General features: G+C 71.4%; 17 protein-coding genes. 12 read left to right on the plus strand and 5 right to left on the minus strand.

Annotated features, from left to right (window positions below):
- Window positions 1–16: 16 nt before the first annotated feature.
- Both POF73_RS33640 and POF73_RS33645 read right to left on the minus strand, forming a co-directional pair.
- On the minus strand, window positions 17–1,249 hold the full coding sequence (locus POF73_RS33640; RefSeq protein WP_272122836.1) for an inorganic phosphate transporter: 1,233 nt from the start codon (window positions 1,247–1,249) through the stop codon (window positions 17–19).
- A 165-nt stretch (window positions 1,250–1,414) separates the two neighbouring features.
- The gene (locus POF73_RS33645; protein ID WP_272122837.1) at window positions 1,415–2,161 is read right to left on the minus strand and encodes a lysozyme; all 747 of its coding nucleotides are present in this window, start codon (window positions 2,159–2,161) and stop codon (window positions 1,415–1,417) included.
- Between the two features lie 216 nt (window positions 2,162–2,377).
- Here POF73_RS33645 and POF73_RS33650 point away from each other — a divergent pair, with 216 nt between their 5' ends.
- The 3 genes from POF73_RS33650 (at window position 2,378) to POF73_RS33660 (ending at window position 6,634) form a co-directional block, all read left to right on the plus strand.
- Window positions 2,378–3,127, plus strand: coding sequence for a class II aldolase/adducin family protein (locus POF73_RS33650; RefSeq protein WP_272122838.1), 750 nt, complete (start codon window positions 2,378–2,380; stop codon window positions 3,125–3,127).
- A gap of 750 nt (window positions 3,128–3,877) precedes the next feature.
- Window positions 3,878–5,005, plus strand: a complete 1,128-nt coding sequence (locus POF73_RS33655; protein ID WP_272122839.1) for an alpha/beta hydrolase — start codon at window positions 3,878–3,880, stop codon at window positions 5,003–5,005.
- 222 nt (window positions 5,006–5,227) lie between these two features.
- Window positions 5,228–6,634 carry a hypothetical protein gene (locus POF73_RS33660; RefSeq protein WP_272122840.1) on the plus strand — a complete coding sequence of 469 codons (1,407 nt, stop codon included), beginning with the start codon at window positions 5,228–5,230 and terminating at the stop codon, window positions 6,632–6,634.
- Between the two features lie 12 nt (window positions 6,635–6,646).
- On the opposite strand, the gene POF73_RS33665 is transcribed toward POF73_RS33660, so the two are convergent.
- On the minus strand, window positions 6,647–7,060 hold the full coding sequence (locus POF73_RS33665; RefSeq protein ID WP_272122841.1) for a VOC family protein: 414 nt from the start codon (window positions 7,058–7,060) through the stop codon (window positions 6,647–6,649).
- Window positions 7,061–7,288: 228 nt separating this feature from the next.
- Between POF73_RS33665 and POF73_RS33670 the strand changes: the two genes are divergently transcribed.
- From POF73_RS33670 to POF73_RS33685, 4 genes are all read left to right on the plus strand, one after another.
- Entirely contained in the window at window positions 7,289–7,582 is a 294-nt protein-coding gene (locus POF73_RS33670; RefSeq protein WP_272122842.1) for a hypothetical protein, read from the plus strand.
- A gap of 93 nt (window positions 7,583–7,675) precedes the next feature.
- A complete protein-coding gene (locus POF73_RS33675; RefSeq protein ID WP_272122843.1) occupies window positions 7,676–9,274 on the plus strand; it encodes an ABC-F family ATP-binding cassette domain-containing protein in 1,599 nt (532 codons plus the stop codon).
- Window positions 9,275–9,609: 335 nt separating this feature from the next.
- Entirely contained in the window at window positions 9,610–9,831 is a 222-nt protein-coding gene (locus tag POF73_RS33680) for a helix-turn-helix domain-containing protein (protein WP_004002281.1), read from the plus strand.
- Window positions 9,832–9,962: 131 nt separating this feature from the next.
- Entirely contained in the window at window positions 9,963–10,766 is an 804-nt protein-coding gene (locus tag POF73_RS33685; RefSeq protein ID WP_272122844.1) for an enoyl-CoA hydratase/isomerase family protein, read from the plus strand.
- Window positions 10,767–10,795: 29 nt separating this feature from the next.
- Here POF73_RS33685 and POF73_RS33690 read toward each other — a convergent pair whose 3' ends face one another.
- Window positions 10,796–11,530: a nucleopolyhedrovirus P10 family protein gene (locus POF73_RS33690; protein ID WP_272122846.1), complete on the minus strand. Its 735-nt coding sequence runs from the start codon at window positions 11,528–11,530 to the stop codon at window positions 10,796–10,798.
- An 89-nt stretch (window positions 11,531–11,619) separates the two neighbouring features.
- Between POF73_RS33690 and POF73_RS33695 the strand changes: the two genes are divergently transcribed.
- From POF73_RS33695 to amaP, 5 genes are read left to right on the plus strand one after another with little or no spacing between them, the layout of a single operon-like run.
- Window positions 11,620–12,099 (plus strand): Asp23/Gls24 family envelope stress response protein, encoded by a 480-nt coding sequence (locus tag POF73_RS33695; protein WP_272122847.1) that lies wholly within the window; start codon window positions 11,620–11,622, stop codon window positions 12,097–12,099.
- A 51-nt stretch (window positions 12,100–12,150) separates the two neighbouring features.
- Entirely contained in the window at window positions 12,151–12,342 is a 192-nt protein-coding gene (locus POF73_RS33700; protein WP_272122848.1) for a hypothetical protein, read from the plus strand.
- Window positions 12,339–12,722, plus strand: a complete 384-nt coding sequence (locus POF73_RS33705) for a hypothetical protein (protein ID WP_272122849.1) — start codon at window positions 12,339–12,341, stop codon at window positions 12,720–12,722. Before POF73_RS33700 ends, POF73_RS33705 begins: the two co-directional genes overlap by 4 nt.
- Window positions 12,719–13,399, plus strand: a complete 681-nt coding sequence (locus POF73_RS33710; protein ID WP_272122850.1) for a DUF6286 domain-containing protein — start codon at window positions 12,719–12,721, stop codon at window positions 13,397–13,399. Before POF73_RS33705 ends, POF73_RS33710 begins: the two co-directional genes overlap by 4 nt.
- A gap of 5 nt (window positions 13,400–13,404) precedes the next feature.
- Window positions 13,405–13,983, plus strand: coding sequence for an alkaline shock response membrane anchor protein AmaP (gene amaP, locus POF73_RS33715; protein ID WP_272122851.1), 579 nt, complete (start codon window positions 13,405–13,407; stop codon window positions 13,981–13,983).
- A gap of 19 nt (window positions 13,984–14,002) precedes the next feature.
- Here amaP and POF73_RS33720 read toward each other — a convergent pair whose 3' ends face one another.
- On the minus strand, window positions 14,003–14,758 hold the full coding sequence (locus POF73_RS33720; protein WP_272122852.1) for an SDR family oxidoreductase: 756 nt from the start codon (window positions 14,756–14,758) through the stop codon (window positions 14,003–14,005).
- Window position 14,759 lies beyond the last annotated feature (1 nt).

The following is a 14,759-nucleotide window of genomic DNA, read 5'->3' on the forward strand; positions in this document are numbered from 1 at the left end:
GAGGAACCGGGCGGGGTCAGACCGCGGCCTGGGAAGGCGTCTGCTCGGCGGCCGGAGCCGGGATCGTGGCCGACAGCTCCTCGCTCGTCGTGCCCGCCGGCGGCGGGGTCACGGCGGCGATGGCGGTGGTGACCACGCCGGGCGCCTCGTCGCTCTCGTTGACGTTCGTGTGGTCGACGACCTCGCGGCGGGAGATCTTCCAGATGGCCGCGCTGGAGGCGATCAGGAAGACGGCGACCACGGCCGTGCCCCACGTGCCGAAGCCCGTCACGTACTCGGCGAGTGCGCCGACCAGGGCGGCGGCCGGGAGGGTCAGGCCCCAGGCGACGAACATCCGAGTGGCCGTCGACCAGCGGACGACGCCGCCCTTGCGGCCGAGACCGGCGCCCATCACCGAACCGGAGACGGAGTGCGTGGTGGAGAGGGAGAAGCCGAGGTGGGACGAGGCCAGGATGACCGTCGCGGCGCTGGTCTGGGCGGCGAAGCCCTGCTGCGGCTGAAGGTCGGTCAGGCCCTTGCCCATGGTGCGGATGATGCGCCAGCCGCCGAGGTAGGTGCCGAGCGCGATGGCCAGACCCGCGGAGAGGATGACCCACATGGGCGGGTCGGAGTCGGGAGCGACGGCGCCGCCGGCGACCAGGGCGAGCGTGATGATGCCCATCGTCTTCTGCGCGTCGTTGGTGCCGTGGGCGAGGGAGACAAGGCCGGCGGAGGCTATCTGGCCGGCCCGGTAGCCCTTGGCGGCGGACTTGCCGTCGGCCTTCTTGCCGAGGGTGTACGTCAGGCGCGTGGCGAGCAGCGCGGCGATGCCCGCGACCAGCGGGGCGGCGATCGCCGGGATCAGCACCTTGGTGATGAGCGCGTCGCCGTGGACCGCGCCGATACCGGCCGAGGCGACGGTGGCGCCGATCAGGCCGCCCATCAGGGCGTGCGAGGAACTGGAGGGGAGACCCACCAGCCAGGTCAGCAGATTCCAGAGGATCGCGCCGACCAGCGCGGCGAAGATGACCTCGGGACGGATGCCGGTCTCGTCGACGAGACCCTTGGAGATCGTGTTGGCGACCTCCACGGAGAGAAAGGCGCCTACAAGGTTCAGCACGGCGGACATGGCCACCGCGACCTTGGGCTTGAGCGCACCGGTCGAGATGGTGGTGGCCATCGCGTTGGCGGTGTCGTGGAAACCGTTCGTGAAATCGAACGCGAGTGCGGTTACCACCACAATCGCGAGGATCAGCGAGAAGTTTTCCATTTACCCAGGCAATCGTTCGAGGTCATTGGCCGGACGAACGTAAGTAACCTGAATGAACGGAAGGTGAACTGGGGCAGGCCGCACGGTGTCCGGGAGGGAGGGTTTCCCCTATGAATCGGGGGCTCCCGCTCCGGTGATCGCCGCGCGACCCGGACGCCGCAAGGCTCAGTAGCCTCGGGCGAACTTCCTCAGCTGGGCCATGGAGCCGTTGAAGAGATTCTGATCACCCGGCAGGCTGCCGCCGTTGTCGTACTGCCAGAAGGTCCAGAACTGCCATCCGGCCGGCAGGGAGCCCGCGGTCGAGGCGTTGTAGCGGGCTGTCCACAGCGCGTGGTTCGAGGCGAAGGCACGGCTGGCGCCGGTGCAGGTGTTCCACCAGTGCGTGTTCGTGTAGATCACCGGGCGGCGGCCGGTGAGCCGCTTCACCTCGTTGCTGAAGGACTGGATCCAGTTGACCATCCTGGCCTTGCTCAGTCCGTAGCACTTGTGCTTGCTGTACGGGTTGTACTCGATGTCCAGCGCAGGCGGCAGGGTCCAGCCGTCCGACGTCCAGCCGCCGCCGTTGCGTACGAAGTGCCGGGCCTGTGTCGTACCGGACGACTTGTCCGGCAGTGCGAAGTGGTACGCGCCGCGCACCAGGCCCGCGTTGCGGGAGCCGTTGTACTGCTGCTTGAAGTGCGGGTTGCGGTAGGTGTGGGACTCGGTCGCCTTGACGTAGACGAACCTGGCGCCTTTCGCCTTCGAGCTCTGCCAGTTGACGTCCTTCTGATGGGAAGAGACGTCGTGCCCTTTGGGTTTGCCGGCCGCGGCAGCCGGTATCTCGGCGAGTGCGGTTCCCCCCAGGGCGAGTGCCGCCACGGATGCCGCTATGAGGCGGGAGCGGTGACGGGACGGTTTGTGATCACGGGCCATATTTCCCCCCGGAATGGCGTCGTGCACGACAAATCTCCCAGAGATTACTGGAAGATCGTTGAATGCCGATCGATCTCCGGCCAAGAGTGAAGAGAGGGTGATGTATCCGGATATGCGACCTTCCGGACGTCGTGCTTCCGTCCTAAAGTGCCTCGGCCGGTCGGGGACTTGAGGGCGTGGTGGGGGTGTGGTGGGTGTGACTGGCAGGATCGCCCCATGGCTGACGAGCGGCGGGACGAGCGGGACGTTCGGGATGTACGGGATGCGCGGGAGGGGGCACGGGAAGCGGGGGATCTCGGGGAGCCGCGGGGCAGGGGCGTGCGGCCCGAGGAGGCGGATGCGTGGGAGACGCTCGTGGCGACTGCTCGGCGCACCGTGTCCGACGGGCTGGTCGTCGGGACGTCCGGGAACGTTTCCGTGCGGGTCGGCGACACCGTGCTGGTCACGCCGTCGGGAGTGCCGTACGACCGGCTGACGCCGGAGGACGTGACGGGGGTCGACCTCGACGGCAGTCAGGTGCTGGGGTCGCTGGTGCCGACCAGTGAGCTGCCGATGCATCTCGCGGTCTACCGCGCCACGGATGCCGGTGCCGTCGTCCATACTCACGCGGTCCACGCGACGGCCGTCTCGACCCTGGTTCCCGAGCTTCCGCTGATCCACTACATGGCCGGCGCCCTCGGTGGGCCCGTCCGGGTTGCCCCGTATGCGACGTACGGCACGCGGGAGTTGGCCGAGAACATGCTCCAGGCACTCACCGACCGCACCGCCTGCCTCCTCCAGAACCACGGCACGATCACCTACGGCACAACCCTGGACCAGGCCTACGACCGCACAGCCCAACTGGAGTGGATGTGCCACCTGTGGCTCACGGCATCCTCCGTGCCGGGACTCGCACCGACGCTGCTGTCGGAGGGACAGGTGGGGGAGGCGGCGGAGCGGTTGCGGGGGTATGGGCAGCGGGGGTGACGGTCGCCTGCGGCAGCGGGGGTGACGGTTGCCTCCGGCGGGGTGACGGTTGCCTCCGGCGGTGGGGGGTGACGGTTGCTTCCGACGGGGTGGCGGTTGCCTCCGGCGATGGGGATGGGGGATGCCTCCGGGGGTCGGGCCGGGGGATGTCCGCGGAGGCCTGACGCTGTGCGGTGGGGGTGCTTGTGGGGCCTGCGGTTCCATGGGCTGTACGGCGGCACCCTCTCGGCGCCGGCCCACATCACTCAGCCCGTCCGGCGTTTGAGGACAAGGCCCTTTCGGGGCCGGAGCGGGGCCTGGGGCGGCAGCCCCAGCGGGGTCCAGGGGCGGAGCCCCTGACGGGGCCGAAGGGGCGGCGCCCCTGGGGATGGGACGGGTAGGGGCGGCGGGGGCGAGAAACCCGCGGACGGGAAGCCGTCAGCGGCGGGCGCCCCACGAACCGACCCCCACCGCACCCCACACTGCTCCGCACCCCCTACACCGCTTCGCACCTCACACTGCTCCGCACCTCACACTGCTCCGCACCTCACACTGCTCCGCACCTCACACTGCTCCGCACCTCACACTGCTCCGCACCTCACACTGCTCCGCACCCCCTACACCGCTTCGCACCTCACACCGCTTCGCACCCCACACTGCTCCGCACCCCACACCGCTGCGCTCCCTACACCGCCTCGCACCCCCCGCCGCTCCTCACCCCAAGCCGTCCTCCCACTGGCCGGTCCCCCTCTCCGCCCGGACACTGGAGTCGTGCGCACTGTCAAAGCGACGGCCGCCGCCGTCACCGTGGCTCTCGCCGCCGGCGCCGCAAGCGTCGCCGCCGGGCGGTTCGCCAGCGGGGCCGCGTTGTCGGCGCCGCCCGGGAAACCCCTGCCCACCGAACCCCGGCTCACCGTGCACGCCACGGCCGCCGGCCAGATCGCGCTGACCCGCGACCTCGCGTCCCTGCGCCCCGGCACCTACGGCCTCTCCGGCGACGGCTCGCACGCGGTCATCGGCCCCGTCCTCACCACGGCGAACCACTCCGCCGACACCGTCGTACGCCGCCTGGAGCGCGTCACCCACGGCACACTCCAACCCGGCGACAGCGTCTGGCTCACCCCGAACGTGTACGTCGGCAACCCGAGCGCCGCCCTCGGACTCGACCACGCCGACATCGACATCCCCGGCGAACTCGGCGCCCTGCCCGCCTGGTTCGTGCCGGCCACGCGGGACACCTGGGTCATCGCGGTGCACGGCCTCGGCACCACCCGCGAACACGCCCTGAACGTCATGGAGTTCCTCAACCGACGCCACTTCCCGGTACTCGCCCTCTCCTACCGCGGCGACCTCGGCGCACCCCGCCCGCCGGACGGCCTGAACCACCTGGGCGAGACCGAGTGGCGCGACCTGGACGCGGCGATGCGCTACGCCGTGCGGTACGGAGCCGAGCAGCTCGTCCTGCTCGGCTGGTCCACCGGCGCGACGATGGCGCTGCGGGCCGCCGCGCACTCCGGGCTGCGGGACCGCGTCTCCGGTCTCGTCCTGGACTCCCCGGTGCTCAGCTGGGAGGCCACCCTGCGCGCCCTCGCCCGGGCCCGTCACACACCGAGCGCGCTGCTGCCGCTCGCGGTCCGCGCGGCCCAGGGCCGCACCGGCCTGGACACCGACCGCGTCACCGAAACCGGCGCCACCGACATCCTCGGAGTGCCGACGCTCATCTTCCACGGCCCCGACGACAGGGTCGCCCCCTGGAGCCTGTCCCGCCGCCTGGCCGAGGCCCACCCCAACCTGGTGGCCCTCAACACGGTGAAGAACGCCCCCCACGGCGCCATGTGGAACGCCGACCCCGAGGCGTACGAAGAGGCCCTGCGCCGCTTCATGACCCCGCTCATGTGACGCCCGTCGGCCTCCGGTATCCCTTGTGCCGTCGGCCCCGGCCCGTTCGCCCCCTGGGTTCCACGCCCCTCCCGCACCGGTGCCACAGGTTCCGTTTAAGCCCGTACCACTGGCCTGTTATGGGTGCCTCACCGCTCGCAGGACCCCGTGCGTTGGCCATCCCCGTCGCCCCTCGTGACATTCCGTTTGGGTTTTCGGACCGTCAACCGGAAGACTGCACCCGTGACGTCCCGTATCCCGCGCGACTCCAGGCTTCGACTCGTCCGCCCGCGACCCCTGGCCGCCGCCCCCAGAGCCGTGAACCAGCGGCGCCCGCGCCGCCCCGTACCCCGCCCTCCGGAGGGCACACCGGCCCGGGCCGAGCTGGCCAGAATGGCTCGCTCCGGTCTGGCCGCCGCGGCCCGCGTCGCGCACTGGGCCGACGCCGCCCTGCGCCCCGGCCGCGACGGCGCCGGCGACGACGGCAAGGGCACCCTCTCCGACGCGACCGCCGAACGGGCGGCGAGCGAACTGGGCCTGACCGTGGCTCAGGTGCGCGCCGACTGGGACACCGCCCGGCTCGCCGGTCTTGTCGAGGTGCACGGCGACACCGCCCGGCCCGGCTGGCGGCTGCGTGCCTGGGACCGCGACGACAGTGCCGTACTGCGCGGCTGGGTCGCGCTCTTCGACGCCTGGTCGCTCGCCCACCCGGAGCCCGACGACCTTGAGCACGGCGCCGTCGCCGACGTCGTCTCGGCCCTGCCCCAGGTGCTCTCCTTCCTCCAGCTGTCCGCCGGGCCCGTCCCCGTCGAGCAGCTCCTGGACCTGCTGGAGCAGCGCGTCACCGAGCTGCGCACCGAGCGCTGCGAGATCGCCTACGGCCCGCAGCCCGAGCCGGTCGCCGACGCCGCTCCGGCCGCCGAGGACACACCCCTCGCCCCGCTCCTCGACTGGGCCCTGCACGCCCTCGCCTCCGTGGGCGCCCTCACCTGCGGCGACGGACAGGCCACGCTCACCCCGCTCGGCAGCTGGGCGGTCTGGGTCAAGCTGGAGCAGATCTGCGTCGCCGCCCAGAGCCCCGCCGGGAACATCGAGCAGGCGGCCGAGGACATGCTCCGCGGCTGCGCCCAGCTGCGCCCCAACGCCGCCCGCGACGAGTACCGCGCCTGGCTCGCCGCCCGCCCCGTCGGCAGCGCCGTCACCGAACTCCTCGGCGCCGCCCGCGGCGATGACGCCCTGCTGCGCGGCCTCGCCTTCGAGGCGCTGCGCGTCGTCGGCGCCCCCGCCGAGCCCGACGTACGCGCCGTCCTCGACGAGCCGACCCTGCGGCCGTACGCCCTGCTGTGGCTCGCCGAGCACGACGGCGTCGACCCCGAGGACGCCCACGAGGTGCTCACCCGCGAAGAGGCCACCTGGCTGTGGGTCGACACCGCCGCCGCCGTCGCCGACCACGGCGAGGCCCCGATGCTCGTACGGCACCTGGCGTCCGCGCTCCAGCCCACCGTCCCCGCGCTCCTCGACGAGGTGCGCGCCGTCGGTCACCCCCGCACCGTGCAGGTCCTGGTCGCGCTCGCCGCCGCCCACCCCGACCCCGCCCTCGCGAAGGCCGTACGCCGCGCCGCCTTCCAGGTGCACACCGGGGGGAGCTGACCGGGACCGGCGTCAGCCCCTGATCTCGGGGGCGTAGGTGCCGAAGCTCCACACATTGCCCTCGATGTCCCGGGCCATGTAGTCCCGCGAGCCGTAGTCCTGGTCCGTCGGGGGCATCAGGATCTCCGCGCCGTGCTCCACGGCCCGCCGGTGGTGTGCGTCGACGTCGTCCACGACGACGTACACCCCGGTCGTGCCCGCGTCCTCCATCACCTTGTCGAAGGCGCTTCCGGTGCCCTTCGAGCCGAGCATCACCGCGCCGTTGCCCTGTGCCAGCTCGGCGTGCGCCACCTTGCCGTCCTCGCTCTCGTACACCGCCAGCTCCGTGAACCCGAAGGCCTCCGTGAGCTGCCTGGCCGCCGCCTTCGCGTCCGCGTACAGCAGCGTCGGGTAGATGCTGGGACGCCCACCGCTCGTGCCTGCCATGCCGATCACTCCTTTGTGACCCATGTGATCAATCGCCGCCGCCGGCCGGGAATTCCACCCGCCGCCCAGTCTTGCAGCGGCCACTGACAACGGCCCGTGAGACGAGGTACCGCGCCCGGGCGGAGGGCCGAACCGGGGGGAGAGGCCGAGTGGAGTCGCCCGCGCCTGGCTGGCGGCTCACGGCGGCATCGGCGTCCTGCACCCCTCGGCCGCCGCATCCTCGCGGTCGTGACGCCGCCCCGCGTCACCGCGTACCGGATCGCCGACGGCGACCTGCGCCGGGTGCTGCCCGCGCGCGAGGGCTGCGCCTTCCGGCCCGAACGTGCCGTACATCACGGCAGGGCGCTCCTCGTCGCCCGGCCCTGCCCCCACGCGGCCCGGACCGCCCAGCTCATCGCCCTGGACGACCTGGGCCGGATCACCCCGCACCGCAGACCGCTCGGCAACCAGGTCCGCGACGAAGGCGGCCGGCTCCGGTCCGAACACCCGATCCCAGAAAAAGTGGTTGCACGGCCCCGTTAGACTTGGCCTCATGGCCATTCTCCTCGCGCATTAGACGGCGGGAACGTCCTCAGCCGCCCATCCCGCCACCCATCCCCGCCCTGGAGTCTGTCCGTGATCTCCGCCTCCGGTATCGAGCTGCGCGCCGGTGCACGCGTCCTCATCGAGTCCGCGACCTTCCGTGTCGCCAAGGGTGACCGCATCGGCCTCGTCGGCCGCAACGGCGCCGGCAAGACGACCCTCACCAAGTGCCTCGCCGGCGAGGGCATCCCCGCCGGCGGCAGCATCACCCGCTCCGGCGAGGTCGGCTACCTCCCGCAGGACCCCCGCACCGGCGACCTCGACGTGCTCGCCCGTGACCGCGTCCTGTCCGCGCGCGGTCTGGACGTACTGATCCGCAAGATGCGCGAGAACGAACAGCGCATCGCCAACGGCCAGGGCGCCACTCGCGAGAAGGCCCTCAGGCAGTACGAGCGCCAGGAGACGGAGTTCCTCACCAAGGGCGGATACGCCGCCGAGGCCGAGGCCGCCACCATCGCCGCCGCGCTCAATCTGCCCGACCGGGTGCTCGGCCAGCCGCTGCACACCCTCTCCGGCGGTCAGCGCCGCCGTATCGAGCTCGCCCGGATCCTGTTCTCCGACGCGGACACCCTGCTGCTCGACGAGCCGACCAACCACCTGGACGCGGACTCGATCGTCTGGCTGCGCGACTACCTCAAGACCTACCGCGGCGGCTTCATCGTGATCTCCCACGACGTCGACCTGGTCGAGACGGTCGTGAACAAGGTGTTCTACCTGGACGCCAACCGTGCCCAGATCGACGTCTACAACATGGGCTGGAAGCTCTACCAGCAGCAGCGCGAGGCCGACGAGAAGCGCCGCAAGCGCGAGCGGCAGAACGCAGAGAAGAAGGCCGCCGCGCTCAACGCCCAGGCCGACAAGATGCGTGCCAAGGCCACCAAGACCGTCGCCGCGCAGAACATGGCCAAGCGCGCCGACCGGCTGCTCGCCGGCCTCGACGCGGTCCGTGTCTCCGACAAGGTCGCCAAGCTCCGCTTCCCGGAGCCCGCGCCCTGCGGCAAGACCCCGCTCACCGCCGAGGGCCTGTCGAAGTCGTACGGCTCCCTGGAGATCTTCACCGACGTCGACCTGGCCATCGACAAGGGCTCCAGGGTCGTCATCCTCGGCCTCAACGGCGCCGGCAAGACCACCCTGCTCCGCCTCCTCGGCGGAGCCGAGAAGCCCGACACCGGCGAGGTCATCGAGGGCCACGGCCTCAAGCTCGGCTACTACGCCCAGGAGCACGAGACCCTCGACCCGGACCGCACCGTCCTGGAGAACATGCGCTCGGCCGCCCCCGACATGGACCTCGTCGAGGTCCGCAAGGTGCTCGGCTCGTTCCTGTTCTCCGGCGACGACGTCGACAAGCCCGCCGGGGTCCTCTCCGGCGGCGAGAAGACCCGTCTGGCCCTCGCCACGCTCGTCGTCTCGTCGGCGAACGTCCTGCTGCTCGACGAGCCCACCAACAACCTCGACCCGGCCAGCCGCGAGGAGATCCTCGGCGCGCTGCGCACCTACAAGGGCGCGGTCGTGCTCGTCACCCACGACGAGGGCGCCGTCGAGGCGCTCCAGCCGGAGCGGATCATTCTGCTTCCGGACGGTATCGAGGACCTGTGGGGCGCCGACTACGCGGATCTCGTCGCCCTCGCTTGATCGAATACGTGATCACCGGCGTATGGATCATTCGGCCCATCGGTGATCCATCATCTGTGTGAGATCTCCTCGTACCGAGGTGTGTACTACATCAATTTCACGGCCGAGTCCTTTATCGACAAGGGCTCGGCCGTCCCGCGTCCCTGACCTGGCACTTCGCGAAAGAACCCGTTCGGCCGTACGGACGCAACTCAGCGGAATTGCGGATTCCACATGTGGGGATGTGCTCCTGTCGTCAAAACCATGTCTCACGGACCTTGCCGAATGGGTGGCCATGAAGGCCCGGAGGGGTGATCATGAGGAGACCAGAGCGCACTTCCCATGAGGAGGCACGGGTGGCCGAGACTCTGAAGAAGGGCAGCCGGGTAACCGGCGCCGCGCGCGACAAGCTCGCGGCAGACCTGAAGAAGAAGTACGACTCCGGTGCGAGCATTCGGGCGCTGGCCGAGGAAACCGGTCGCTCGTATGGCTTCGTACACCGGATGCTCAGTGAATCGGGCGTCACGCTTCGTGGGCGTGGCGGGGCGACGCGGGGCAAAAAGGCCGCATCGTCCTGAGCCCGGGCGGCCCATCGGCTTCGATGGTGGCCACCCGGTCGGTCGGCTGACTGGCCGGGTGGTTACTGTGCAGTCACTTAGAGGGTGCCCTCAGGGCATCCCATGATGACGGCACGCATCGGAGGCACCCCATGGCTTCGCCCGACCAGGAACTCGCTCCCCTGCTCGACAAGAACGGCGTACGGCTCACCGTCGACGGCGTGATCGCCACGGTGACGCTGACCAACCCGGCCAAGCGCAATGCGCAGAGCCCCGCCATGTGGCGGACGCTCGGCGAGGCCGGACGTTCACTGCCGGGCAGCGTGCGCGTCGTCGTGCTGCGCGGTGAGGGCAAGTCCTTCTCCGCCGGGCTCGACCGGCAGATGTTCACGCCGGACGGGATCGAGGGCGAGCCCTCCTTCATCGACCTCGCGCGCAGCAGCGACGGTGAACTCGACGCTGCCATCGCCGAGTTCCAGGAGGGCTTCACCTGGTGGCGGCGCAACGACATCGTGTCCATCGCCGCCGTGCAGGGCCATGCCATCGGGGCGGGCTTCCAGCTCGCGCTCGCCTGTGACGTGCGCGTCGTCGCCGACGACGTGCAGTTCGCCATGCGTGAGACCAGCCTCGGGCTGGTGCCGGACCTGACGGGTACGCATCCGCTGGTCGGGCTGGTCGGATACGGCCGTGCGCTGGAGATCTGTGTCACCGGGCGGTTCGTGTCGGCCGAGGAGGCCGTGAGCAGCGGGCTCGCCAACCTCGCGGTGCCCGCCGACCAGCTCGACGACGCCGTACGGGATCTGGCGGGGGCCATCGCGGCCGCGCCGCGGGATGCCGTGATCGAGACCAAGGCGCTGATTCGTGGTGCCGTGGATCGCACGTACGACGAGCAGCGCGGCGCCGAGCGGGCCGCGCAGGCGCGACGGCTGCGGGACCTGGCCGGTCTCGGCGAGTGAGCCGGATGGGCCGCTGAACCATGCGCTGATCAGCTGACGGCCGTCACCAGTACCGCCACCGTCGGATGATCCGCCAGGGCCTCGCGCACCCTCTCGCGGACCTCCCGGGCCACGTCCACGGCCCGGTGGTCGGCGCTCACCGCGATCTCCACGCGCACATACCGGTGCGGCAGGGCGGCCCCGGTCTGCCGTCGTTCGATGTGCACCGCATGCCCCAACCCGCCCAGGGTGCCCGTCAGCCGGGTGACACCCGCAGTCGCCAGGGCGGCGGCTGCGGCACGCTCCTCGTCGGGGTCGCCCGGCTTCGCCGCCCGCGCCGGCTCCGGCTGCCGTACGGGAACGGGTTCGGCGTCCTCGTCGAGCAGGGCCGTCACGCGTAGGTCCACCTCGGTCACCGTCAGGCCGAGGCGGTCCGTCGATGTGGTGGCCAGCAGTCCGCGCAGCCGTTCCGCCGTCGTCGGCAGCGGCTCGGCCGCTGTCGCCGCGAAGTCCGCCGTCACCCGGAGCGGGCCCGGCGGCAGGGCGCTCGGCGGGGGTGGTACGGCGGGCTCGTGCACGTCCTCGGGGTCGGCGAGCCCGATCCGGAGCACGCCCAGGCGCACGCCGCGCATGCCCTGGGCCGCGTGCCGCAGTACCGCCGCGGCCGCCTGCTCGGAGATCCACGCGCCGTCTCGCACGCCGCCCAGCGGCAGCAGCCTGCCGAGCCCCACTTGATCCCTGACCGCCCGCGTCCACCGGTCCGTCGTCCGGTCCGTTGTCGTCATTCCTCCAGCCTGCCGCATCCGTGGCGCGCAGGGGCGTAACCGCGCTTACCGTGGTCGAAGGGGACACAAACCGAGAGGGACATACGGCGATGACCGACATGGACCAGAACCGGACGCAGCACCCTGAGGAAGAGATGTCGCCGCCGTCGACTCGCAAGGCGACCAAGCGCGGCGGTGGGGACCCGGCGACCCGCGGGCGGACCTCCATCGCCGACGGTGTGGTGGAGAAGATCGCCGGACTGGCGGCGCGTGATGTGGTCGGCGTGCACGCGATGGGCAGCGGGATCAGCCGCACCTTCGGGGCGGTACGGGAACGCGTGCCCGGCACGTCGAAGTCCGTGACCCGTGGGGTCAAGGCAGAGGTCGGCGAGGTGCAGACCGCGCTCGACCTGGAGATCGTCGTCGAATACGGCGTGTCGATCGCCGACGTGGCACGGGCCGTACGGGAGAACGTGATCGCCGCCGTGGAGCGGATGACCGGCCTTGAGGTCGTCGAGGTAAACATCGCGGTGAGTGATGTGAAGCTGCCCGAGGAAGAGGAGGAGGAGTCGGAACCGCGGATCCAGTGAGATCCGGATCCGTGCGGCATCTGCGGTACCGACAACAGATCGGAGGGCACCATGAGCATGGCCGTCGTCGGCATGATCGCCGGCATGGCGCTGGGCTTCGCCGGGTACTTCGGCGGATTCGGCGCCTTCCTGCTGGTGGCGGCGCTGGGCGCCGCCGGGTTCGTCGTCGGACGGTTCGTGGAGGGGGACTACGAGCTCGGCGACTTCTTCCGCCCGCGTGACAGCCGGCGCGAACGGCGGTGACATCCGTGAGCGGCGGGGCCGTGGAGCTCCGCAAGCCGCCGGCCGCCGTCCCGCCCGGTGAGCGCGGGGCGACGCGGATCGCCGACCGGGTCGTCGTGAAGATCGCTTCCGAGGCCGCACGCGAGGTGGTGGGCAAACCGGCCGGGGACGCCGCCCGGCCGTACGCCAATGTCGTCGTCGCCCATGAGACCGCCCGGGTCCGTATCCATGTCGAGCTGGAGTACCCCACCGACATCGGCGCCCGGTGCTCGGCGGTGCGTCGGCATGTCGCCGAGCGGGTAGGCGCGTTGGTGGGCATGGAGGTTCCGGAGGTCGTCGTGCACGTGGAGCGGCTGCACCCGGCGCCCGTGCAGGGCACGGCACAGGGGAGGACGCGATGAGCGAGTCCCAGGGCTCCGAGGGCACCACACGACAACTGCCGGTCATCGAGAAGGACACCGCACCCGACCCGCTGGACCAGTCGGCGTCGGCGGCGGACTACCGGCCCCCGCCCGCAGCCGACGGCGAGGGCGACGGCGACGGCCGCTTCTGGTCGGCGCGCCGGATCCCGGCCGCGGTCACGGCACTCCTGCTCTTCCTCGTCGCCGGCTTCTTCCTGTACGACATCGCCTCCGTGCGCGCCGACCGGCCCGCCATGCGCTGGCGCCGGGAACTGGCCCGCCAACTCGCCGAGCGCCCCCTCGACGACACCTGGGTGCTCGTCGGCGCGGGCGTCGCCGCCGTCCTCGGGCTCTGGCTGCTCGTCCTGGCCACCACGCCGGGCCTGCGCTCCGTGCTGCCGATGCGGCGCACCCACCCCGACGTCCGCGCCGGCCTCCACCGCGACCTGGCCGCCCTCGTCCTGCGCGACCGGGCCATGGAGGTCTCCGGTGTCCAGTCGGTACGGGTACGGATGGGCCGCAAACGGGCCGACGTCCGCGCGGTCGCCCACTTCCGCGAGCTGGACGACGTACGCGCCGACCTGGACACCACACTCGCCGACGCCATCAGGGGCCTGGGCCTGTCCCGCCCGCCCGCGCTGTCGGTGCATGTCCGCCGGCCGGGACGGAAGGGGTGAGGGCCGTGCTCAGGGTGGTCAACCGGGTGCTGATCGGGATCGTCGGACTGGTGCTGCTCGTGATCGGCGGTTCCGTACTGGCCGTCGGACTCGGGCTGGAACCCCCGTCCTGGTGGATCCACGACAGCCGGCACGACGTCCTGCTCAGCGACGCCGAGCGGACGCGCTGGCGGGACGACGGCTGGTGGTGGCCGACGGTCATCGCCGTGCTGGCCGTCCTGGTCCTGCTCGCCCTGTGGTGGATCACCGCCAACCTGCGCCGGCGCCGGCTCGCCGAGGTCCTGGTCGACACGGGCGACGGCGAGGGCGCGCTGCTGCGGGGCCGGGCCCTGGAGGGCGTACTGGCGAGCGAGGCGGCGGGGCTGGAGGGCGTCCAGCGCGCCCACGTCCACCTGACGGGCCGCCGCAGCACGCCCGCGGCCCGGGTACGGCTCCTGCTGGAGCCGCACGTGGATCCCGGGACGGCCCTGAACTACCTCACCGCCGAGGCGCTCGCGCACGCCCGTAATTCAGCGGGCTTGGCGGAATTGCCGACCGAGGTCCGTATGAAGGGCGTCAAGCACCGTGCGGAAAGGGTGAGTTGACCGTGCGTCGAGCGGCCTTTCAGAAACCGTGCCGCATTCCGCCGTCGACGGGCAACATGATTCCCGTCAAATAGGAAGCGGCAGGCGACAGAAGAAATGCCGCCGCACGTCCGAACTCCTCCGGAGCGCCGTACCGCCGCAGCGGAATACGGGACTCGTTCGCCGCCCGGGTCGCCTCGGGGTCGGCGGACATGCCGTCCAGCTCCCGCACCCGATCCGTGTCGATACGCGCGGGAAGCAGCCCCACCACCCGAATGCCCCGTGGCCCCAGCTCATCGGCGAGGGACTTGGCGAATCCGGCGAGCCCGGGGCGCAGTCCATTGGAAATCGTCAGCCCGGGGATCGGCTCGTGAACCGAACCGGACAGCACGAATCCGATGACCCCGCCGGCTTCGAGTGCCGCTGCCGCCGCCCGCGCGAGTCGTACCGCTCCCAGGAACACGGATTCGAACGCGGCCTGCCACTGTTCGTCCGTGTTGTCGGCGACGAAACCCGCCGGCGGCCCGCCCACGCTGACGAGAATGCCGTCGAACCCACCGAAGTGCTCACGTGCGACGGCGATCAGCCGGGCCGCCGCCTCCGGATCGGCGTTGTCGACGGCCACCCCGACGGCGTTCGCGCCCAGCTCGGCGGCGGCCGCGCCGGTTCGCTCCTCGTCCCGCCCGGTCAGGACGACCTTCGCCCCGTCGGCCACCAGCTCACGCGCCGCAGCGTTTCCCAGGCCGCGGGTGGCCCCCGTGACGACGTACACCCGGTCCTTCAGTCCAAGATCCATG

Source organism: Streptomyces sp. HD (genome assembly GCF_028369295.1).
Classification (GTDB): Bacteria; Actinomycetota; Actinomycetes; order Streptomycetales; family Streptomycetaceae; genus Streptomyces.

Coding starts and splice junctions, on each gene's coding strand:
- POF73_RS33665 (WP_272122841.1), bottom strand. CDS start 7,060: ATGGCAGGCACGAGCGGTGGGCGTCCCAGCATCTACCCGACGCTGCTG.
- POF73_RS33710 (WP_272122850.1), top strand. CDS start 12,719: ATGAGCGAGTCCCAGGGCTCCGAGGGCACCACACGACAACTGCCGGTC.
- POF73_RS33720 (WP_272122852.1), bottom strand. CDS start 14,758: ATGGATCTTGGACTGAAGGACCGGGTGTACGTCGTCACGGGGGCCACC.
- POF73_RS33695 (WP_272122847.1), top strand. CDS start 11,620: ATGACCGACATGGACCAGAACCGGACGCAGCACCCTGAGGAAGAGATG.
- POF73_RS33700 (WP_272122848.1), top strand. CDS start 12,151: ATGAGCATGGCCGTCGTCGGCATGATCGCCGGCATGGCGCTGGGCTTC.
- POF73_RS33645 (WP_272122837.1), bottom strand. CDS start 2,161: ATGGCCCGTGATCACAAACCGTCCCGTCACCGCTCCCGCCTCATAGCG.
- POF73_RS33690 (WP_272122846.1), bottom strand. CDS start 11,530: ATGACGACAACGGACCGGACGACGGACCGGTGGACGCGGGCGGTCAGG.
- POF73_RS33685 (WP_272122844.1), top strand. CDS start 9,963: ATGGCTTCGCCCGACCAGGAACTCGCTCCCCTGCTCGACAAGAACGGC.
- POF73_RS33640 (WP_272122836.1), bottom strand. CDS start 1,249: ATGGAAAACTTCTCGCTGATCCTCGCGATTGTGGTGGTAACCGCACTC.
- POF73_RS33650 (WP_272122838.1), top strand. CDS start 2,378: ATGGCTGACGAGCGGCGGGACGAGCGGGACGTTCGGGATGTACGGGAT.